General features: G+C 64.1%; 16 protein-coding genes and 4 pseudogenes. 9 read left to right on the top strand and 11 right to left on the bottom strand.

The features are described from left to right. Window positions 1-73: 73 nt before the first annotated feature. Window positions 74-517, bottom strand: a complete 444-nt coding sequence (locus C477_RS00150; RefSeq protein WP_008892385.1) for a universal stress protein — start codon at window positions 515-517, stop codon at window positions 74-76. 202 nt (window positions 518-719) lie between these two features. On the opposite strand from C477_RS00150, the gene C477_RS00145 reads away from it, so the two are divergent. Together C477_RS00145 and C477_RS00140 are read left to right on the top strand one after the other, a co-directional pair. Further along, on the top strand, window positions 720-992 hold the full coding sequence (locus C477_RS00145; RefSeq protein WP_008892384.1) for a hypothetical protein: 273 nt from the start codon (window positions 720-722) through the stop codon (window positions 990-992). Between the two features lie 57 nt (window positions 993-1,049). Next, a complete protein-coding gene (locus tag C477_RS00140; RefSeq protein WP_008892383.1) occupies window positions 1,050-1,934 on the top strand; it encodes a universal stress protein in 885 nt (294 codons plus the stop codon). Window positions 1,935-2,086: 152 nt separating this feature from the next. Here the strand turns inward: C477_RS00140 and C477_RS24375 are convergent. After that, window positions 2,087-2,494: pseudogene (locus C477_RS24375) on the bottom strand (hypothetical protein); the annotation flags it as partial. Window positions 2,495-2,550: 56 nt separating this feature from the next. Further along, complete coding sequence (locus tag C477_RS00135) at window positions 2,551-3,000, bottom strand: universal stress protein (protein WP_008892382.1); 450 nt, start codon at window positions 2,998-3,000, stop codon at window positions 2,551-2,553. 354 nt (window positions 3,001-3,354) lie between these two features. Between C477_RS00135 and C477_RS00130 the strand changes: the two genes are divergently transcribed. From C477_RS00130 to C477_RS24985, 3 genes and pseudogenes are all read left to right on the top strand, one after another. Next, window positions 3,355-3,777, top strand: a complete 423-nt coding sequence (locus C477_RS00130) for a universal stress protein (protein ID WP_049914050.1) — start codon at window positions 3,355-3,357, stop codon at window positions 3,775-3,777. 129 nt (window positions 3,778-3,906) lie between these two features. Continuing rightward, window positions 3,907-4,257, top strand: a complete 351-nt coding sequence (locus C477_RS23250; RefSeq protein ID WP_008892380.1) for a DUF7344 domain-containing protein — start codon at window positions 3,907-3,909, stop codon at window positions 4,255-4,257. Window positions 4,258-4,269: 12 nt separating this feature from the next. Next, window positions 4,270-4,362: pseudogene (locus C477_RS24985) on the top strand (radical SAM protein); the annotation flags it as partial. A gap of 4 nt (window positions 4,363-4,366) precedes the next feature. On the opposite strand, the gene C477_RS00120 reads toward C477_RS24985, so the two are convergent. Beyond that, a complete protein-coding gene (locus C477_RS00120) occupies window positions 4,367-4,990 on the bottom strand; it encodes a metal-dependent hydrolase (protein ID WP_049914011.1) in 624 nt (207 codons plus the stop codon). Between the two features lie 499 nt (window positions 4,991-5,489). Here C477_RS00120 and hemE point away from each other — a divergent pair, with 499 nt between their 5' ends. Beyond that, window positions 5,490-6,503 (top strand): uroporphyrinogen decarboxylase, encoded by a 1,014-nt coding sequence (gene hemE / locus C477_RS00110; RefSeq protein WP_049914009.1) that lies wholly within the window; start codon window positions 5,490-5,492, stop codon window positions 6,501-6,503. Window positions 6,504-6,554: 51 nt separating this feature from the next. Here hemE and hemG read toward each other — a convergent pair whose 3' ends face one another. The 3 genes from hemG to C477_RS00095 all read right to left on the bottom strand — a co-directional run bounded on the left by hemG (window position 6,555) and on the right by C477_RS00095 (window position 11,704). Then, window positions 6,555-7,826, bottom strand: a complete 1,272-nt coding sequence (gene hemG / locus C477_RS00105; protein WP_008892376.1) for a protoporphyrinogen oxidase — start codon at window positions 7,824-7,826, stop codon at window positions 6,555-6,557. Between the two features lie 8 nt (window positions 7,827-7,834). Then, a complete protein-coding gene (gene hemH / locus C477_RS00100) occupies window positions 7,835-8,896 on the bottom strand; it encodes a ferrochelatase (RefSeq protein WP_008892375.1) in 1,062 nt (353 codons plus the stop codon). 117 nt (window positions 8,897-9,013) lie between these two features. Next, window positions 9,014-11,704, bottom strand: coding sequence for an efflux RND transporter permease subunit (locus C477_RS00095; protein WP_008892374.1), 2,691 nt, complete (start codon window positions 11,702-11,704; stop codon window positions 9,014-9,016). A gap of 358 nt (window positions 11,705-12,062) precedes the next feature. Between C477_RS00095 and C477_RS00090 the strand changes: the two genes are divergently transcribed. Beyond that, on the top strand, window positions 12,063-12,674 hold the full coding sequence (locus C477_RS00090; protein ID WP_008892373.1) for a TetR/AcrR family transcriptional regulator: 612 nt from the start codon (window positions 12,063-12,065) through the stop codon (window positions 12,672-12,674). A 102-nt stretch (window positions 12,675-12,776) separates the two neighbouring features. Here the strand turns inward: C477_RS00090 and C477_RS00085 are convergent, their stop codons facing one another. Both C477_RS00085 and C477_RS00080 read right to left on the bottom strand, forming a co-directional pair. Then, complete coding sequence (locus tag C477_RS00085; RefSeq protein ID WP_008892372.1) at window positions 12,777-13,313, bottom strand: YqaA family protein; 537 nt, start codon at window positions 13,311-13,313, stop codon at window positions 12,777-12,779. Between the two features lie 85 nt (window positions 13,314-13,398). Further along, window positions 13,399-14,665 (bottom strand): annotated as a pseudogene (locus C477_RS00080) (RNA-guided endonuclease InsQ/TnpB family protein). 279 nt (window positions 14,666-14,944) lie between these two features. On the opposite strand from C477_RS00080, the gene C477_RS00075 reads away from it, so the two are divergent. Further along, the gene (locus tag C477_RS00075; protein WP_008892370.1) at window positions 14,945-15,415 is read left to right on the top strand and encodes a zinc ribbon domain-containing protein; all 471 of its coding nucleotides are present in this window, start codon (window positions 14,945-14,947) and stop codon (window positions 15,413-15,415) included. A 198-nt stretch (window positions 15,416-15,613) separates the two neighbouring features. On the opposite strand, the pseudogene C477_RS24875 reads toward C477_RS00075, so the two are convergent. Then, window positions 15,614-16,215, bottom strand: a pseudogene (locus tag C477_RS24875) (TetR family transcriptional regulator C-terminal domain-containing protein). A gap of 297 nt (window positions 16,216-16,512) precedes the next feature. Between C477_RS24875 and C477_RS00065 the strand changes: the two are divergent. Further along, complete coding sequence (locus C477_RS00065) at window positions 16,513-18,012, top strand: MATE family efflux transporter (protein ID WP_008892367.1); 1,500 nt, start codon at window positions 16,513-16,515, stop codon at window positions 18,010-18,012. A 431-nt stretch (window positions 18,013-18,443) separates the two neighbouring features. Here C477_RS00065 and C477_RS00060 read toward each other — a convergent pair whose 3' ends face one another. Then, on the bottom strand, window positions 18,444-19,007 hold the full coding sequence (locus tag C477_RS00060) for a plastocyanin/azurin family copper-binding protein (RefSeq protein ID WP_008892366.1): 564 nt from the start codon (window positions 19,005-19,007) through the stop codon (window positions 18,444-18,446). Between the last annotated feature and the right edge of the window lie 142 nt (window positions 19,008-19,149).

The raw sequence follows: 19,149 nt of genomic DNA, 5'->3' as shown, positions 1-19,149 counted from the left end.
TCTCGATCAGCTTGCGACAGTTCGTGGATACCCCTCACACTCGAGGCGGGGATTCCGGGATGCCGCTTCGGGCTCACTCCCGCCGGACGAACACCACCGGACAGGGGGCCGAGAGCAGTACCTCCTGAGTTGTCGACCCGAAGATCGCTTTTCCGGCCGGCGACCGCTTGTCGCCGGCGATGACAAGGAGATCCGCGTCGGCGGCGAGGTCGACGATGGTGTCCGCGTGCGGCCCGATGGAGGTACTCACGTCGTACTCGAGCCCCTCGGAGTCGAACCGATCGACGATGGTCCGAAACGTTCCGTGTTGGGCTGCGATCCGTTCGGGTGCGATCTCGGGTTCGTCGTCGAGACCGAGACTCGTCGTGGTGTTCTCGTACTCGTCGTCCGTGAACACCTGTGCGACTTCCACGCGGGCGTTCGCCGGCTTTGCAATATCGACGACCGTCTCCGCGAGTTTCGACCCTAATCCTTCGTCACCGGGTTTACAGACGAGAACGACCGTTTCTAATCCCATGTATCATTGATACAGCAGACAGGACTTAAACCTACTCCCCGTGGAAACAGGGGCGGAAACGAGTACGCGTCTCCGTCCAGAAGGGCTACTTGACCGGGAGGCGAGGAGTCACGTCGCTACTCGCCTCTGAACGGATCGCGCCGGTTCATGTTGGGGTTCGGTCACCTTTGGTTTGAATATCTCCTAGGCCGGACGTTCGAATATGGTCTCGTCACCAGACAGCCATACCACCGCCGATCCCTCGTTCAGCGAGCGGCTCGTACGGGTCGTCGTTCCGATCGTCGTCTTCGCGCCGGTAACGGTCTTTCTCGGCTACGGCGGGTGGATCCTCCTGACGGCGACTGCAGCGCTCGTCGACTACGATCCGGAGACCGAAACCGGCGAGCCGCTCCGGGAGCGTCTCCTGGCGTGGCCGGAGCGAAATCGAGCGGTCATGCGGACGAACGGACGAGCCGAGCTCCCCGTCCGGCCGTAGCGTAGTCGGTTCGACCAGCCGCAAAGAACGAAGACCGTCGGCGTCGAACGTCGGGCCATGTACGACCGGATACTCATCGCGGTCGACGGAAGCGACGAGGCCGCACGAGCGGCGGAGCGCGGACTCGAGTTCGCGCGCATCTTCGACGCGGCCGTCGACGTCGTCTACGTCGTAGAGTCGAAGGCGCTGCGGGTCGCGAGCCCCGGCGGCGAAACGGCTCGTCTGCGAGAACAGGGTGAAGCGGTGCTCGAGGAGATCGAGGCGCTCGCGTCCGATTTCGACCGGTCCGTAACGACGGAACTGGCCGAGGGAAAGCCCGCGGATCAAATCGTTGCGTTCGCTTCCGACCGGGACGCGGACCTGATCGTCGTCGGCAGACAGGGGCTCACGAGGCTCGGAAAGCGACTCCTCGGCGGCGTCACGGAGCGGCTCCTCCATCGAAGCGATGTCCCCGTCTTCGTCGTCCCGAAGGGGGCGTCGGACGCGGTGACCGACTACTCCGACCTGCTGGTTCCGACGGGCGGAAGCGAACGCGCGACCGCCGCCGCCCGGCACGGCGCCGCGATCGCACAGCGGTACGGGTCGACGGTCCACGTGCTGAACGTGGTCGATCTGCAGGCCGCGGGCGGCGCGTTCGCCGCGGGCGGGCTACGGGAGGAGTTCGTCGAACGACTCGAGGCGGACGGCGAGGAGATCGTCGAGGACGCGGCGGCGGAGATCGGGGACGCGGCGCCGGCCGTCACGACCGCGGTCGTCCGGACGACGTCCTTCGACGGCGTCCCGGCCGGCGTTCGCGAGTACGTCGTCGAGGCCGATATCGACCTGCTCGTGATGGGCGCCCGCAGCCGGTCGGGCCTCGGTCGCCGAATCCTCGGAAGCATCACCTCGACGCTCCTGCGGATAGTCGACGTCCCCGTACTGTTCGTGGTGCGTTCGTCGTGATCGGCTCGCCGAGGCGTCTCCTGTGGTCTAACGCGCGGTTCGTCGGATGTCGTCGGCCCATCGAAGGGTCGATCGTCTCGAGGGAGAGGTCGAGAAGGAGAGGAAGAGAGGAACGGGGGAAAGACGTACTCGACGTCCTCGAACGCGTCGAAGATGCGGTCTCCGAACGCGAGTACGAGCAACGCGCCGACCAGGTCGAAGACGATGTCGAGGGCGGTGTCCTTCGGGCCGTACGTGACGAGTACCGGCTCGAACCCGAGACGGTTCGCCGCGGTGTGAACGGCGTACTCGACGAACTCCCAGACGAGGCCAAGACAGACGACGGCGGCGACGACCTGCGGGCCTGGATCGCGTCCCCGCCGACGGCTGGCGGCGCAAATCACCCCGCCCAGAATCGACGAGGAGTGGGCGTGCGTGAGGTGGTCCCACCACCAGACGTCGTCGTACGGACCGAGCATCCCGACGGCGTGGTTGAGCAGCGCGGTGTTCACGTACGCCCGCTGCCACGGCTGGAGCTCGACATCGTACGCGCGTTCGACGAAATCGGGAAGGTACCCGATAGGGGTAGACGGTCGACGGCTCGATCGCCTCGACCGTGCCGACTCGTCAGGACCCCTCAGGTATCGGCGCCCGTCTCGCCGTCTTCGGACACCAGTACGACGGGAACCGACAGGTCACGGACGAGCGCCTCGCTCGTGCTTCCGAGCAGGATTGTCTTGAACGCGGACTTCCCTCGCGTCCCGACGACGACAATATCGATCCCCTCCCTCTCGACGTAGTCGGCGATCTCCCGTTCGGGGACGCCCTTTCGAATCCGATCGACGAGCGTCACGTCCCGCGACCGACTCTCGTCGTCGACTGCCTCGAGGACGGACTCGCCCTCGGAACGGAGGTCGTCCTCGATGGTTTCCGGATCGACGACGCCGCTATCGTAGCCGATCCGGGTTTCGATCACGTAGAGCGCGTGTAGCGTCGCACCGTAGGTCGCCGCGAGGTCGACCGCGTGTGATGTCGCCGCCCGGGCACACTCGCTGCCGTCGGTCGCGAGAAGGATGTCGGAGTACATTCGTGGGTGGACGTCCGACCGCCTCCGTTATTACTCCGCGGGATGGCAGGCGACGATTCGAGCGTGAGAGTCCGCTGCGGAGGATCGGACGGACAGTCACGCGACGCGGCGCGGTGCGCCTTCGGGGAGCGATAGAGCAGCGTCGCGATGAGACGCAGTCGTACGATTCCGTCCGATCTCGAAGGAGGTGGTCGACGGGGTCGCGTCGGCTCGTTCGTCAACCGGCAGCGCAGTGTCCGGCCGTCGACCGAGTCGTCGCTCGAGCGCTCCGCTCGGACACGAGACCCTCGCCCGCAGTTCCGGATGGCGGGAATTCACTCGGCGTATATGTCGCTGGTCGTCGAACGATCTCCCATGCACGTCCTCGTCCCGATCGACGGTTCCGAACCGGCGCGCGCGGCGATCGAACACGCCGTAACGACGTTTCCGGACGCGGATATTACGGCGTTACACGTCGTCAATCCCCCGATGTCGACCTACCGGACGGACAGCCACCTTCACTTCGAACGACTCGTCGAACTCGAGGAAGAGCGAGCCGAGACGTTGTTCGAGACGGCCCGAGAGGTCGCCGACGAGCACGGCCACGAGGCCTCGCTGACGACCGAAACAGTCGTCGGAGAACCGATTCGCGACATCGTCGGGTTCGCGGAGGAAAACGACGTCGATCAGATCGTCATCGGCAGCCACGGTCGCTCGGGCGTTTCGCGCGTGCTGCTGGGCAGTGTCGCGGAACAGGTCGTTCGACGGGCATCGATGCCGGTGACGGTCGTTCGGTGATCGTCTGGCGGGGCGATCGACTTCCAATTCACGTTTTCGAGACCGTTCGATACTGAGAAGTATGTCAGTCGCTGGGAACACGATGTGGCTTTTAGCCCGCTCCGATAGAACGACGATCCGAGAGAAACGATGACTGAGTGTCCAATCGTCAACCGAAACGACGTCGAGGTGTGTTCGTGTACGGCAGGGAACGTGCTCCGACTGCTGTCGAACGCCCGGCGACGCACCGTCGTTTCCGTTCTCGAGCGGTCGGAACGCGACTCGATGGACGTCGATCGACTGGTCTCCACGTTGGCCGACGAGCACACCGACATGAGCGCCGAGACCTGGAAAATGGAACTCCACCACCGCCACTTGCCCGCGCTCGAGGACGGGGACGTGATCGAGTACGACAGTCGATCCGGGACGGTCAGATACTATCGCTGTAAGCTGATCGCAGACGTACTCGCCGCCGTCGAAGCGAATTGCTCCCGTCGTTGACGACGGTTCGGACGACGGTCGGCATCGAGGGCGGTGGACGGCCCGACCGTGACCCATCCGACCGTCCGAGACTACCAGACCGATAGTAGCGTGGGCGTCTCCGACTACTCTACTGCCGCGAGTACGCGCCGGACTCGCGATAGCGCTCGGGCAGGTACGGTGACAGCGGCTGCGGGACGAGGCCGGCGAGTCGCTCGGCGAGCGTCGCGAGCGGTTTTCGTAACAGCACGTAGACGGCCGAAACCGACAGGAACGCGACCGTGACGGCGGTCACGGTCCCGTCGCCCGTTCCGACGAGTGGCGCCGCGACGACCGCGGCGAGCGCGAGATCCTCGGGTGCGCCGTCGTAACGGACGAGCCGCCGGGGTCGGATCCAGCGGCCGTGATAGTGACTGTACACCGCTCGCTCTGAGCCCTCCTGCCACGGTCGGAGCTCGAGGCCGCCGCCCAGGACGTCGGCGGCGGCGTGGAGGGCCGACGCGGCGAGTGCGACGGCGAGGCCGACGGTCAGCGTCGACGGCGCCGCGAGTGCGAGCGCGAGCGCTGGCGCGGTCGCGAGCGACGCGTAGATCGGATAGTGGAGCGTCTTCCGGTGGCCGGCGTAGAGATCGAGATCGGGGAGCAGTCCGCCGACGAGTCCGGCCGCGAAGCTGGCCGGGGCGAACTCCGGGGCGGTCGCGAGGACCGGGAGAGCGAGCGCCATCCCCCAGAGCACGTGCGTTGTCGCCATCATTGTGACCGTCGAAAGGGGACGGAACGATAAGTGCGTTTCTCGTGATTCGGTACGATAGTCGAGTTCGAGCGTAGCATCTCGAGTCCGATAAGAATCCATACAGGTAGGGAAAACACAACTACGGGAATAAGATGTTCTACTGGTTGGTTTACGCTGGTATTCTTGTAATACTACAAAAATACCACCCCCATATGATGGGGTGAGTATTCGGAAAGTCAAATCGATCGAACCAGTCTGTCATCTGCCAAGAGACCGTTCTGCTCACTATGGTAGAGAGCAGATTCGCTCCACTCCAGCATCGACCGGACCTGTCGGTGGGAGATCGACGGGGCCTGTCGCGGTGACCATCCGGCGCGGTCGCCGTACTGACGGCTCGTCGGCACGTACCACGCGACGGATCGTCGCCCGTAGTCGACGCGGAGCGAGACGGCGACGAGCACTCTTGGAACCGGCGGGTGGCAACCGAAACTACTCTTTACTCGGTGGGCGACGTCCGAGTATGACCACACCACTCCTCGTTCGAGCGGCGCGGGGCGAACGCACCGAACGGCCGCCGGTTTGGATGATGCGCCAGGCCGGACGCCACCTCCCGGAGTACCGGGAGCTCCGAAACGAGCACTCGTTTCGCGAGGCCATCGAAACGCCGGAGATCGCGGAAACGATCACGCTCCAGCCCTACGAGCGGTACGACGTCGACGGCGTCGTGATGTTCTCGGATATTCTCACGTGCCTCGAGCCCCTCGGGTTCGACTACCACATCGAATCCGGCGTCGGTCCGGTCGTCCCGAACCCGGTCGAGGGACCCGCCGACGTTCCGGCGGACCACCGCGACGTCGAGACCGAACTCGACTTCGTCTACGACCTGCTCGATCGGTTGTCCGCGTCGGTCGCCGAGACGGACGCCGTCATCGGATTCGCCGGCGGGCCGTTCACGCTCGCGTCGTACGCCGTGGCCGGCGGCGCCGACCGCCAGAACGGAGCGATCCGCCGGTTCCGCGCCGAACAGCCGGCCGCGTTCGAGGACCTGCTCGAGCGGTTCGCCGACGTCGTCGCGGAGTACCTCCGACTGCAGGTCGACCACGGCGCGGACGTCGTCCAACTGTTCGACACCTACGCGAGCGTCCTCCCGCCGGCGGACTACGAGGAGTACGTACGCCCGCTGCATCGTAAGATCCTCTCCGCGATCGACGCGCCGACGATACTGTTCGTTCGCGGGATGGGCGGCCGGCTCGAGCAGTTGCGAACCGGCGGCGCCGACGCCGTCTCGCTGGACTGGACCGTCGATATGGAGAATGCGCGCGAGGAGCTCGGGACGACGCCGGTGCAGGGTAACCTCGATCCGACACTGCTGTTTGCCGATCCCGAAACGGTTCGGTCCCGAACCGCACAGATGATCGAGGCCGCCGGCCCCCGCGGGTACATCTGTAACCTCGGCCACGGCGTCGGCAAGGAGACGCCGATCGAGTCGGTCGCGGCGTTCGTCGAAACCGCGAAAAACTGGGAGTGGAACTAACCCGGTCCGTTCCCGATCGAAGGTGGTGAGGCCACCCGGGTTCGGACGACCCTAGCTGGCTTCGTCCGCAAACGTCTCCGCGAGACCGTTCGCCTCCCGAACGCGCGAGGGGATCCCCATTCGGGACGTGTAGTTCGTCGCGAGGTGGATCCGCTCGGGGAGATCGACGCGGTCGAGCGCGCTCCACGACGAATCGTAGGCCGGAAACGCCGCGGGAAGCGTCTCGACGTGCAACGCGTCGGCCTCGGCGCCGAGGACGCGCTCGAACTCTCGAGCCGCGATCTGACCGATTTCCTCGTCCGCCTTGTCGCAGAGTTCTGCGTCGTTCATCCCGCCGAGGAAGGCCGTGTAGACGCCGTCGCGGTCGAACAGGCTCGCGTTCCAGGAGACGCCGAGGGTCCGCAGCGGTTCGCCGCGTCGAACCTGATAGCCGAATCCGGCCGCGTTGGCGTCGGAGACGAGATGCACGAGCGCGAGCGGATTGTAAGTGAGTTCCTCGAGAGCGGCCGCCTCCGGGACGCTCTCCCGGAGCAGGTCGGCCGTCTCGCCCGCGGGCGTCGTTACGACGACGTGATCGAATCGTTCGACGTCGCCGTCGGCTCCCGTGACGACGACCTCGTCGCCCGCCTCGCGGATCGATCGGATCGGCGTTTCGAACCGGACCCGGTCGTCGTGTGCGTCCGCGAGCGCGTTCGGGAGCCGTTGCAGTCCGCCCTCGAACGAGACCGGCGGCGGCGTCTCGCTCGAGCCGAGGAGCCGTTTGGCGGCGGGCACGAGCAGGTTTCCGTGTCGCTGCTCGAGTTCGAACAGCGACTCGAGCGCGTGCCGCGCGGGCATCTCGGCCGGATCGGAGCCGAACGTGCCGCCGACGATCGGTCCGGCGAGGTTCTCGTAGGCCTCCCGTCCGAACTTGCGCGTGAACACCTCGGCGATGGACTCGTCCGGCGTCGCGTCCCCGGTCAACGGCTCCGCGAGCACGCGAAGCTTCGCGGTCGGCGAGAGGAGGTCCGTCTTGAGAAACGCGGTCGCCGACCGAGGGACGCGCCGAAGCGCCCCGCGGCTGTAGACGTACAGCGGGAGCGAGTCGTCGGCCGCGGCGAGTTCTCGACGCAACCCGACCGCCTCGACCAGCTCCGCGACCGGGTCGCTGAGCCGCAGGCGCTGTGGACCGACCTCGATGACGCGTCCGTCGACGACGCGGGAGTCGATGACGCCGCCGGGTTCGCCGGTGGCCTCGTAGGCAACGCTGTCGATCCCGCGCTCGGCGAGCGCGTGCGTGAGCGCGAGCCCCGTCATCCCCGCTCCGACGATTCCGATGCGCATCCCGGATCTCACTCGTTTCGCGCCGGTTCGTTCCGGCGGGCATTGAGACACATCGCGTTCGGGCTGTCCCGACAGGTACACGACTGGAAGCCGTAGTACTCCGGATCGAAGTCGGCGACGAACGGCTCGACGAGGTCGGCCAGGAGTTCGATGAAGCGCTCGTCGTCGTAGGGAACTGGGACGCGGAAGAACCCGAGCCCCCGCTCCTCGGCTTCCTCGCGGAGTTCGAGGTCGAGTTCGGAGAGCGTCTCGCTTTGCTCGTGCATGAAGCTGACGGGATCGACGACGACGCGCTCGGCGTCGAGGGTTTCGACGATGGACTCGACGTCGGGCTCCGTCCACTCGACGTCGCGGTTCTCGTGGTTCTGGTAGCCGAGTTCGTAGCCGGGGTCGCCGAGCATTCGGTTGACGATCTCCGCGTACTCGTCGACGTACTGCGCGTATCGGCTCCCCTCCTCGAGGTAGTACTGCGGCGTGCCGTGGGCCGAGAAGACGAGTCGCGTGTCCGTCCCCAACTCGAGGCCGTTTTGCTCGAGCGTGTTACGGATCGCGTCGGCGCGCAGCCGCAGATACGCCGAGTGCGTGTGCCAGCCCGTGATCTCGTGGTACTCCGGTGACCAGTCGAGATCGTCGACGGCACCCGAGAGGTCCTCAAGGGCCTGTACCGTCGTCGACGGTCCGCAGAGCGGGTAGAGGGGCAATCCGACGAAGTTCGACACACCGTCTTCGGCCGCGGCGGTCGCCGCGTCCTCGACGAACGGCTCGGTGAACTGGAACCCGTTGTAGGTCGTCACGTCGTGGCCGCGGGCGACGAGTTCGGACTCGAGTCGCTCCGCCTGCGTCTCGGCGTGCGCGTTCAGCGGCGACCCGCCGATCGCTTCGTACTCCTCGATCAACGCGGGGACGCGACGCTCCGCCAGCGAGTGGGCTCGTTCGCGGGCCGCCTCAGGCGTCGTCTCGCCCTCGATTTCCATGTTCGCGAGGAAGATCCGCTCGAGGTAGTCGACGACGGCGTCTCGATCCGGTTCCGACGGTTCGCCGAAGTTGAGAACAGCGATACCGGTGCTCATAGTCGGATCCAGGTACTCGAGCGGTTCAAAGATGTCGATACGCGTTGCACGTGCGAATTTCTCCTGCAGATACCGTCCCCGCTACCGCGACGGGGAGAAGGGTGGGTACCCGCCAGATTAGTCGTCGGTTCTTCCCTCCGGCTGGTCGGCCGGTCGCCCGCCGTCGCTGGCCGTGGGCGCGGGCGAACTACTCGGCGAGCCGAAGGAAACGTCGGGGCCGAGATAGCGCGTCCACAGCACCAGCAGCGACGGGAGGACGATCACGCTGGCGAGGAACGCGTACGTGATCGTCAGCCCGGTGATGATCCCGAACTGCTGGAGCGGCGGGAGGATGGCGAAGGCGAGGACGCCGAACCCGCCGACGGTCGTCGCCGCGCTGCCCAACAGCGCGCCGCCCGTGCCGGTGACCGTCCGGGACATCGCTTCCCAGACCGAGCCGGTGCGCTCCAGTTCCAGACTGTAGCGCTCGCTGATGTGGATGCTGTAGGCGACCCCGAGGCCGACGGTGAGGCTCGTGATCATCCCCGTCATGACGTTGAACGGGATCTCGAGCAAGTACATCGTCCCGAGGATCCACGAGACGCTGAACACGACCGGGAGGAGCGTCACCGCCCCGAGGGTCGCGCTGCCCTTCGTGATCCGGTAGGCGACCATCAGGAAGGCGAAGACGGCCACGAGCGTGATCAGCAGGCTCTCGATGACCGTGTCCATCAGCTGGTCTTGGACGATGTCGAACGTGATCGTCTGTCCGGTTGCGGTGGCCTCGAGTCCGTTCCCGTCGAGGTCGTCCGCGATCGCTCGCATCTCGTCCGTGACGTCGCTCATGGACGCGGTGCCGCTCGTCGAAATGACCATCCGAACGGCCTCGTAGTCACCCTCGTCGGTCCGATGGATGACGCCGGCCGCTTCGTCGGGCGCGGTGGCGAACAGTTCGTCGTACACCTGCTCGACGTTCTGATCGGGCACGCCGTCGCCGTTAGTGTCGGCCGCGGCGAACGTCGCGTTGAACGATTCGTTCTCGGCGGCGACCTGTCGCATCGTTCCGAGGGGACTCTGGACGTCGGCCTCGCCGCTCGAGAGCGTGATTGCGACGTCGCTCTCGGCGGCCTCGCCCTCAGCCGCCTTCAGCCGCTGTAACGTCTCCGGATCGGTCACGTTCCCCTCGACGAGGATCTGCGCCTGGGAGTCCTCCCGGGCGAAGTTCTGGTTGACGAACTCGAGGTTCTCCTTCATCGAGTAGTCGCCCGGCTCCATCGGACCGGGGAGGTTGTCCGTCCACTCCGGCGGATCCTCTGCAATGAAGTCCTCTTGGTTGAAGCTGGTGTCGACCTGTGCCGCGCCGTACGCGCCGCCGGCGCTCACGAGAACCGCGACGAGGATGATGACGAGCGGCATCCGTCGCGCCGCCGTCGATCCGATCGACAGGAGCTGGCTGAATCGGCCGCCACCCGTCCCGAACGCGCGCTTTTTCCGATCGATGCCCCGCGACTCGAGGAACTCGTCGAGTTCGATTTTGAGCGCCGGAATCAGAATGCCGAAGACGAGTAGAGCCGCCGTAATCCCGACCGCACTTACGATGCCGAACTCCTGTATCGGCGGGATCGGACTCGTGAGATTCGAGAGAAAGCCGATAGCCGTCGTCGCGGTCACCAACACGAGCGCTACGCCGACGCCGGCCAGAGCAGTCCGCATCGATCCGCGGGTGTCGTCCGCGCCGTACGCACCGCCAGCCTGGCGCTGCTCGCGGTGGCGCATGAAGATATGGATCGCGTAGTCGATCGAGAGCCCGATCAGTAAGACGGGCACCGCGATGAACATCTGGTTGAAGTCGATCCCCGCCCAGCCCATGAACCCGAACGTCCAGAGGAGGACGGCGCCGATACCGACCAGACCGAGGACGATGTCGAGCAGGTCGCGGTACGCGACCAGCAACGCGATGACGACGAACAGCAGCGCGAGGGGACCGACGATCGCAATGCTGTCGCCCATCGAGTTCTCGATCTCCTCGCCCATGATTCCGCTCCCGAAGACGATAACCTCGGAACTGTCGTCCTCGATGTCCTCGTTCGCGATGGACTGCATGGCCAGTTGCGCGTCAGTGACCGCATCGGATGCCGTCCCTTCTTGGCCACCACCGCCGTCGGTCTGGTGGGTGACCATCAGCATCGTCGCGTTCGCACTCGAGGAGCCGGGCTCGTAGCTCGTCGGCATGAACGCCAGTCCGCTCATCTCGTCGGACGACTCCTCGCTCAGTACGGCGCCGAGCGCCCGCTCGTACTCCGTCTCGTTCATCGACTCGAGGGCGTCGATCTGCTGTTGCAGCGTCGGCGACGCGGCACTCGCCTGTGCACCCTGTTGCTGGCCGGCGTTGCCCTCCTGTGTGGCCCGTTGCTGACCGGACTCGTCCGCTTGTGCCGCCTGCTGACCCTCGGACAGCGACGCGAGCGCGACGAAATTCGCCACGCCGACCGTCGGCTGTTCGTCGGCGAGCGTCCGGTTGATCGTCTCGTTCTCGCGGAACGACTGTTGCAATCGGAGATTCTCGACCATCGCCTCCTGCGTGAGGACGTTCTCACCCCTAACGATCACTTGCGCGGCCGACGTGTTCTCCTGACCGCTCGAGAAGTTCTCCTCGATGTACTCCATCTTCTGCGCTTCCTCGCTGTCGCTCTGGAACGCATCGAGGTCGGAGGACTGCTCGACCATTCCGGCGCCCGCACCCACGACGAGCGTGAGCACGAGCATGACGGCGATCACGGGCCGACTGTAGTCCGCGACCGCATCGGAGACCGTGTCGATCCAACTCATGTGGCGGATAGCCCTCCTCGTATTCCGTCCTCGTTCGGTGCGCTCGACTCGCTACTGAGCGAGGAGCGCCCCCGGATCCGACCGGTAGCGGTCGTGATCCCGGCCGTTCGTTTCGGTTTCGCTGTCATGTGTTGACTGAATATTCAATCGGTACTTATATGCTTTTTCTCTTCGGCTATTTCGTCCCGGTAGAGGGGTCTGAGAGAAATCCATCTCGACCCGTCTGGACTGACCGTTCAATCGATTTTTATAGCTGGTAGTCGTATCCGGCAGTCAGTATGGTGAGAACTACGGAATCGACCCGGAATCGACGTCGGACCGCCGTCGAAACGCACGGGAAAGACGGGACGCGAGGACGATGACGCAACTCCCAGAATTCCTCGAGAATCCGGGCGGTACTCGCGGCGCTATCATGAGCGCGACGTACGCCGCACTCTGTAAACACGGATACAGTGATCTCACGATCCAGCGGATCGGCGACGAGTTCTCGAAGAGCAAGTCGCTGCTGTACCACCACTACGACAGTAAGGACGAACTCCTCCTCGATTTCCTCGAGTTCATGCTGGACGAGATCGAGGGCCAGATCCCCGCGTACCAGAACGGGGGCGTGGACGATCACATCGAGGAAATCGTTGACCAAACGTTCGGCTTCGGCGACGCCGCGACGTCGACCGAGTTCACGCAGGCGGTCGTCGAACTCCGATCACAGGCGGCCCACGACGACGATTATCGGGAGTATTTCTCCCGGAGCGATCGCTTCATTCGAAAACACATCGCACATACGATCCGGTCGGGGATCGAACAGGGCGTGTTCCAGGAGGTCGACCCCCAGCAAACAGCGGCGCTCTTCCAGAACGTCTTCCTCGGAACGATGGTGCTTCGCGTCACCAACAACGACGAGGAGGTCCTCGAGGACAGCCGCGCCGCCTTCGAGCGCTACGTTCGGGAGTATCTCCTCGTCGAAGCGTGAGCCGGCGGCGCTAACCGGCCACCGAACGGGTCACATCGTCTCGGTCCGTCCGCACGACAACGCGCCGGTCGCGATCGCGCGAGTTCGGCGGTTCGATCGGGTTCAAAACACCGTCACGAGTCCGCCGAAGACGCCGGCCGTGACGAGAAGCCGCCCGAGACTCCCGAGAAACGTCGCGGCGGCGAACCGCACGTAGTCCGTTTCGAGGACGGCGAACGCGTAGATCGAGATCGTGTCGGGAAAGAACGGGATGGACAGGGCGATCGCCATGCCGCCGTACCCGTATTGCTGTGCGAGCCGGACCGAGCGCTTTTCGGACCACTGCAGCACGTCCCATCGCGACCGGCGCAGCCAACGGGTTACCGGACCGGCCTGTTTGACCTCTTGGCCGATATGAAACGCCAACACGCTGCCAGCGGCTTTGCCGATCGCGCTCACGAGCATGACGCTCGAGAGTTGCGCCCACGAGGGCAACCCGAGATCGAGCGGCGCGATCAGCACGATCTCGCTCGGGCCGGGGAGGACGAACGCGATCAGAAACGAGTACGCGAAGATAACGGCCATTCCGGGCCAGCCCGTCGCCGTCTCGACGACGGCCTCGAGGCCGCTGCCGACAGCGGCGATCACGGTTTCAAGCATGAACGACAGTCGAAATATCGGCGTCCGGTCGGGTAAGCGTTCGGTTTGCGTGTATATCGCGGTCAACTACCCCACCCTACTTCGCTCACCCTGACGGGTTCGCTCGTTGAGGGTGGGGCTTGTCCGTGGACTCGACCTCTGACTCGGTAGAGTACGGGGTGTATCCCCGATTCGGCGTCACTGTCCCAGACTTCAGGGCGTATTGACTGACGCCCCTCCCACGCGAGGACTGTTGCTCGCGTCGGGGATACACGTCTGCCACGTTCTTGGCAGCGTTGTAGTCAGCGTGGTTCTGATTCCCGCACTTCTGGCACTCAAACGTGTCACGGGACGGGCGGTTATCGTCGTGGATATACCCGCACTCTGCACATCGCTTACTGGTGTTCTTCGGGTTCGTCGTCTCCACGAACAGCCCTTCCGCTTCGGCCTTGTACTCGACGTACTCGTAGAGTCGGTTAAACACCCACTCGGAGTGCCATACAGCTTCAGGTAATCGCTCGCGGATGCCGTCTAACTCCTCGAACACAATCCCGTCACACTCGTAACGAAGGGCTCCCTCAACAATGCCGTTGGCCACGCTGTGGATAACGTGTTTCACGTACTCGTCTTCCCGACCGCTCACAGCTTCGAGTGTGCGATGTGCGTTCCGCGTGCCACATTCTTGGAGGTCGCCACGCACGCGCTCGAACTCCCGTCGCTTGTGGTTGAGTTCACCAGCCGAGAAAAAGCGGGCTGTGCTGGTGACAGCGATTTCGTTCACGCCGAGGTCAACACCGAGAACCGTTCCGTTCTCGGTCGCTTCGTCGGCAGTCTTGGGCTTACGGAAGCCGAGATGCAAATACCATTCTCCGTCTCGATAGTGGAGTGTGGATTCCGTGGGTTCCCACTCGTCGCTGTCGAGGTACTGGTGCTGGTAGCCGTCCTCGTCGTCGGGGAGTACGAGGTCGGCTCGGACGCGAGAGTGGTCGCCGTACGTGGTAAGCGATACCTGTTCTTTCTCGGGGAAGACTGTCATCGTCTGACTGTCGTAGGTGACTATCAGACTCGTGTACGTGGGCTTGCTTGCCTTCGTCCCGTCTTGACGGCGAGAGATGCAGGATTTGATGTTCTCAGCAGCTTGGTGGCAGGCGAGAATGGCGTACTGACTGCCGATATTCGTGTTCTCTCGCACGTCGTCATAGGCGAGGTTTTGTACGTCGGACTTGGAGTGGCACAGCTTCCACGCCTTGTCCACGGCGATTTGGCATCCCTGTTTCCACTCCTCGATGGTATCTCGGAGGAGTGACTCGTCGGTGGGGGGATACGTCGAGCCGTGTGATGGCGGTTCGGCGGTGATAGTCGTCGTCCGACACTATGTTCAATGTAGTGCTAAAGTCACTTAATAGAAGAGGTTGTCGACTTCTCCCCTCCCTACTGCGCTACTCGTTCGCTCCGCTCACTGCGTTGCTCCTTGAGGAAGGGGACTCCGCCTCGACAGAAGTTGAAGTGTTCGTTCGGCCGATACCGTGACGTACGCTCCGCAATTCGCCGGGACAGTTCGAGAGCAACGTCCCGCGCCCGTCGTGCGTCGACTCCACGACAAGGAGGAGCGGTCGCGAAGACTTTTTACTTACTGAACGGTTAGTCAACATATGGTTCGATCGATATCGCGGAAACGGCCGTGGCTCGCAGCGCTGCTCGCGGCGATTCTCACCGGATTCGGCCACCTGTACCTTCGTCGGTGGCGTCGCGCGCTCGGGTGGCTCGCCGCGTCGTTCCTCGTGTCCGCTCTGTTCGTCGATCCCGCGGCAGTCGAGAAACTGATGGCCGGGACTGTGAACGCCGAGACGATACTGGCGATGGCGCCGATGACCTTCGTCGCGGGGCTCAGCGTCGTCGACGCGTATCTGCTCGCCCGCATCCAGAACGCGGCGGCTCGACTGACGACGACGGACGATGCGGACGCGGACGCAGTCAGCGCAGCGACGGCCGGCGAAGGCGCGATCGACTGCCCCCACTGCGGCAACGAACTCGATCCGGAACTCGAGTTCTGTCACTGGTGTACGAAAGCGGTCGACGTCGACGGCGACGAACTCGAGGAGTCGGCCGACGATAGGGGGTAGGCACTCGCTGTTGCGCCTCGATATTTTTCAGTTCTGTCAAACGAGACGTTCCCCTTCGAGCCCACATGCTCGACCCTATATCTACGATATATGTCTTAGAAACACATCCAAGAGTCTTAGATTAGAAGTGATGACTAATCCGGTTTAGAGCACGTATCTTCCGTAAGGCTCTTTCAGGTGATAAGCACGCGAGTACAGTTAGCGAGCCGCTCGGTCCGTGGGAGAAGACAGCAGTACCGCCTGTACGTACTCGTCGGTGATTCGTCTCACCGTCGTGAGCGACCGTTCCTCGTCGAGCACGACCGCTCGAGTCCGGGCGCCGTCGACGATCGTCACGAGGGCCCGCGAGACGTGATCGGAGGCGACGGCGGCGAACACGCCCTCCTCGATGCCCTGATCGATCACCGTGCGAAGCAGGTACCGAACGTACTCGTCGTTCTGGCGGAACCGGTCGCTGAAGCGCTTCTTGTACGGCGCCTGACTCCGCATCTCCAGGACCGTGACGAGCAACTCCTGTGGTCGTGGCGCTCGACGAGCAGTTTGTCGAGCACCAACCCGAGGCGCTGTTCGGAAGCCGCCATTTCGACCTCGTAGACCGAATCCGTGAATCGATCGAGGACGTAGTCCAAGAACGCCGCGAGCAGGTCTTTCTCGGTGTCGTAGTGGGAGTGGATCCGGCGATCGACTCCTGTATTCGTCGGCAATCCGTTACATCGTGAGCCCGGTGTCCCCGGTTCGCGAAGCGCGCGGTAGATCGCCGCGTCCGGATCGGGGACCGTTTTAGTCGACGAATCGACCATTACCGCACTCGAGGAGTCCGCGGATGCCGATTTTGATCCGACGCCAGTCGATCGCTGTTCGATGGCGCGGCTACAAGATTCCTCCACGGGGAATGGCAGCGTCCGAGCGGACGACCCAAATCGATCCCGTTCCCGAACGTTTTTGACTGACCAGTCAGTAACCTCTGTACTGAACGATATGAACGCTACTGCAATAATCGGATTGGTTCCGGTGAGATGTCGCCCTCCCCGCGGACGCGACACCGTCGATTTCCGTCGCCGAGAAAGCGCCGTCGAGTCACCTGTGGTGACTAACTGATGGGGGTGCGCCGGTTCGTCGACTCGCTGTTCAAGGATTCCGACGAGTTCGATCTCACGTCGGGCGGGATCGGCAAGCCGCTGTTCTACCTCTCCCTGCCGATCATCATCCAGAACCTGTTTCAGGTCACGTACAACCTCGCGGACACCTTCTGGCTCGGCCGCCACAGCACGGCGTCGCTGTCGGCGATCAGTTTCGCGTTCCCGATGGTCTTCCTGATGATCTCGCTGGCGCTCGGCCTCTCCGTCGCCGGCAGCGTGCTGGTCGCCCAACACGTCGGCGCCGGCAACGAGCGCAAAGCCGAGTACGCCGCCTCGCAGACGATGGCCTACGCCGTCGTCGCGTCGCTTGTCCTGGGCGTCGTCGGGTATGCCTTCGTCGACGAGTTCCTCGTGCTCCTCGGGACCGGCCCCGAGATCTCGCCGCTGGTCGCCGACTACATGCGGGTCTACTCGATCGGCCTCGCGGGCGTGTTCGGCTTCGCCGTGTTCATGGCGCTCATGCGCGGGTACGGGGACACGATTACCCCGATGTACGTGATGGCCGGCTCGGTCGCCCTCAACGTCGTCCTCGACCCGATCCTCATCTTCGGCTTCGAGAACAATCCCCTGTTCGGCCTCTTCGGAGCCGGCGGCCTCGAGGCGTCGCTGTTCGAACTGACGGGATACGCCGGATCGGGGATCGAAGGCGCTGCGATCGCGACTGTCTTCTCGCGAGCGCTGGCGTTCGCCGTCGGCCTCGCGATCATGTTCGGCGGCGACCGGGGCGTGAAGATCCGGCTGACGCAGATGGCGCCCGATCTCGCGTTCGGCCGGAAGATCGTCGATATCGGACTTCCGGCGTCGATCGAGGGGACCGCCCGCTCGCTGTCGATCAACCTGCTGCTGTTCGTGTTGGCCGCCTTTCCGGCGGAGATCAGCGCCGCCTACGGGATCGGAACCCGGATCTTCTCGGTCGTGTTCCTCCCGGCGCTGGCCGTCTCACAGGGAATCGAGACGATGACCGGGCAGAACATCGGCGCGGGGAAACAGGACCGGGCCGCCGCGACGAATCACTTCGGCGCGCGCGCCATGCTCGTCATCCTGTCCGGCGTCGGACTCGTCACGCTGGTGGCCGCGCGGCCGATCGCGGCCGTCTTCACGAACGACCCGGCGGTCGTCGCTGAGAGCGCGACGTTCCTCCGGTACGCCGCCCTAACGTTCGGATTCATGGGCGTCATGCGGGCCTACACCGGCGGCTTCCGCGGCGCCGGGAAAACGATGATCGCCGCTGTCGTCTCGGTCGTGACGCTCGGCCTCGTCCGGTTGCCCATCGCTTGGTTCGGTTCGTCGGCGATCGGCTCCGCCGGACTCTGGATCGCGTTCCCGATCTCGAACGCGATCGGTGCGGTCGTCGCGTACCTCTGGTTCAAGCGCGGGACGTGGCGGACGACGGACCTCACGGGGATGAACATCGGCGCCGACGCTCCCGGGTCGGATACCGCGTCGTCCGACGACTGAGACCGACGACTCGAGGATGCGCTCGCGTCACTCACCGAAATCGGTGACGTGACGCTTCGAGCGCAGCGCGATCGGTACGTCGATTGTCGCGCTGCTTCCGAAAATCGACCCGAACCGAAGTAGCACGATGGTCGGAGTGTCACACGTAGCGGACCAGCTCTGTGCCTCCCACGAAATACGCGAATCGGTCGTTGAAACGGGGTGCCATTGCAAGCGGTACCACTATTGGAAATAGAGGGCTACGAATTCTGCCGGGGTTCCACGAGACAGCCGCCGCCGCTCGTGCCATCATACCTTACCCCGGCACTTCCTATCACAGTGATCGAGGGGTTCGTTCTCGGAACGTAACCTCGCCACATGGTCGCTATACGCGGTTGTGACTCGCGATAGTCGTATCGCCGATAAATCGGCTCCGAATCGAGAGCGACTGATTACTCGCTGCTTTCGTTACCGCCGCTCTCGTTGCCGCCGCTCTCGTTACCCTCGGTTTCGTTACCGCCAGTTTCGTTGCTACCAGTCTCGTTGCCCTCGGTTTCGTTACCGCCGTTTCCACCGCCGCCTTCGATCTGGAGGTCGCCGACCATCTGGGACGAGTGGGGTTGGCAAACGTACTGGGCCATCTCGCTGCTCGCCGTCAGATCCAGCATCTGGGCCTCGTCCGGTTCGCTGACGATTTCGGTCGAGAGATCGTTGACGATTTCGCCGTTTTCGTCCCAAATCTCGATGTTGTGATCCGAACCGTCGCCCTCGGTCCAACCGATCGTGTAGTCTTCGCCCTCCTGCAAGATCAGCGTCGGATTCGATTCGCCCTCGATCTGGCTTGGGGCGAGACCCTCCCACTCGGTCGTCTGACCACTGAACTCCACCGTCGTCCCAGGGTCGATCTCGAACCCGTCACTACCCCCGCCGTTACCGCCGCCGTTTCCGTTCCCACCGCCTCCGCCACAGCCTGCGAGGAACGCTGTCGATGCCGCGACACCGGTCAGCTCGAGCATCCGGCGACGTGAGAACCGTTCATCTCGTGTCATCGTCTCAGCTTTGAACTCAGAACCGATAGCCACGCGCCCGTCTATTGCATGGGCTTCATCAGTCGATCTATCACTCAGTGGACGGTATTACCGGGACCGATGTCAACCG

Origin of the sequence: Haloterrigena salina JCM 13891 (assembly GCF_000337495.1) — an archaeon.
In the GTDB taxonomy this organism is placed as follows: domain Archaea; phylum Halobacteriota; class Halobacteria; order Halobacteriales; family Natrialbaceae; genus Haloterrigena; species Haloterrigena salina.
This window is presented reverse-complemented; position numbering and strand designations above follow the sequence as displayed.

Excerpts from the sequence above, each read along its gene's own strand:
- C477_RS00150 (WP_008892385.1), bottom strand. The coding sequence starts at position 517 with ATGGGATTAGAAACGGTCGTTCTCGTCTGTAAACCCGGTGACGAAGGA.
- C477_RS00065 (WP_008892367.1), top strand. The coding sequence starts at position 16,513 with ATGGGGGTGCGCCGGTTCGTCGACTCGCTGTTCAAGGATTCCGACGAG.
- C477_RS00140 (WP_008892383.1), top strand. The coding sequence starts at position 1,050 with ATGTACGACCGGATACTCATCGCGGTCGACGGAAGCGACGAGGCCGCA.
- hemE (WP_049914009.1), top strand. The coding sequence starts at position 5,490 with ATGACCACACCACTCCTCGTTCGAGCGGCGCGGGGCGAACGCACCGAA.
- C477_RS00145 (WP_008892384.1), top strand. The coding sequence starts at position 720 with ATGGTCTCGTCACCAGACAGCCATACCACCGCCGATCCCTCGTTCAGC.
- C477_RS23250 (WP_008892380.1), top strand. The coding sequence starts at position 3,907 with ATGACTGAGTGTCCAATCGTCAACCGAAACGACGTCGAGGTGTGTTCG.
- C477_RS00090 (WP_008892373.1), top strand. The coding sequence starts at position 12,063 with ATGACGCAACTCCCAGAATTCCTCGAGAATCCGGGCGGTACTCGCGGC.
- C477_RS00120 (WP_049914011.1), bottom strand. The coding sequence starts at position 4,990 with ATGATGGCGACAACGCACGTGCTCTGGGGGATGGCGCTCGCTCTCCCG.
- C477_RS00075 (WP_008892370.1), top strand. The coding sequence starts at position 14,945 with ATGGTTCGATCGATATCGCGGAAACGGCCGTGGCTCGCAGCGCTGCTC.
- hemG (WP_008892376.1), bottom strand. The coding sequence starts at position 7,826 with ATGCGCATCGGAATCGTCGGAGCGGGGATGACGGGGCTCGCGCTCACG.
- C477_RS00130 (WP_049914050.1), top strand. The coding sequence starts at position 3,355 with ATGCACGTCCTCGTCCCGATCGACGGTTCCGAACCGGCGCGCGCGGCG.
- C477_RS00060 (WP_008892366.1), bottom strand. The coding sequence starts at position 19,007 with ATGCTCGAGCTGACCGGTGTCGCGGCATCGACAGCGTTCCTCGCAGGC.
- C477_RS00135 (WP_008892382.1), bottom strand. The coding sequence starts at position 3,000 with ATGTACTCCGACATCCTTCTCGCGACCGACGGCAGCGAGTGTGCCCGG.
- C477_RS00085 (WP_008892372.1), bottom strand. The coding sequence starts at position 13,313 with ATGCTTGAAACCGTGATCGCCGCTGTCGGCAGCGGCCTCGAGGCCGTC.
- C477_RS00095 (WP_008892374.1), bottom strand. The coding sequence starts at position 11,704 with ATGAGTTGGATCGACACGGTCTCCGATGCGGTCGCGGACTACAGTCGG.
- hemH (WP_008892375.1), bottom strand. The coding sequence starts at position 8,896 with ATGAGCACCGGTATCGCTGTTCTCAACTTCGGCGAACCGTCGGAACCG.